Source organism: Streptomyces huiliensis (genome assembly GCF_020037025.1).
GTDB lineage: Bacteria > Actinomycetota > Actinomycetes > Streptomycetales > Streptomycetaceae > Streptomyces > Streptomyces huiliensis.
Map to the genome: position 1 here is coordinate 1 of NZ_JAIQLH010000361.1, position 525 is coordinate 525.

Sequence of the window (525 nt, forward strand, 5' to 3'; positions counted from 1 at the left end):
GAACTCGGCGACGGCTGGGGCGCGTTGCAGAGCGTTCCGGTCCTCGCGGCCCTCGCCGAGATCGAGGGCGACTACGCGGACGCCGTCGCCCGCCAGACCGAGGGGGCGCGCCTCGCCGAGGAACTCGGCCTGGCGGCGGAGGCGTCCAACTGCCTCGGGGGCCTGGGCCGCCTCGCGCTCCTCGCCGGCGACTGGGAGCGGGCCCGCCTGCTCCACGAACGGGCCCTGCGCACGGCGGCCGAGCACGGCCACCTGTACGGCGAGGTGTTCGCCCTGATGGGCCTCGCCCTCGGCGCGCGCCGCTCCGGCGACCTCGACGACGCCGAGCGCCGCCTGCGGGCGATGCTCGACGACTACCCGTCGTCGACCGCCGGGAAGCACCTGATCGAGGTGGAGCTCGGGTTCGTCGCCGAACTGCGCGGCCTGCCCGCGCGGGCCGCGGCGCACCAGGCGCGCGGCCTGGCCCACGCGCGGCGGCTGGACGAGCCGCGCGCCGTCGCCCTCTCCCTGGAGGGCACCGCCGGA

General features: G+C 78.1%; 1 pseudogene. It reads left to right on the forward strand.

Going from position 1 to position 525, the window contains the following annotated elements:
• Positions 1-525: pseudogene (locus JNW98_RS33340) on the forward strand (AfsR/SARP family transcriptional regulator); the annotation flags it as partial.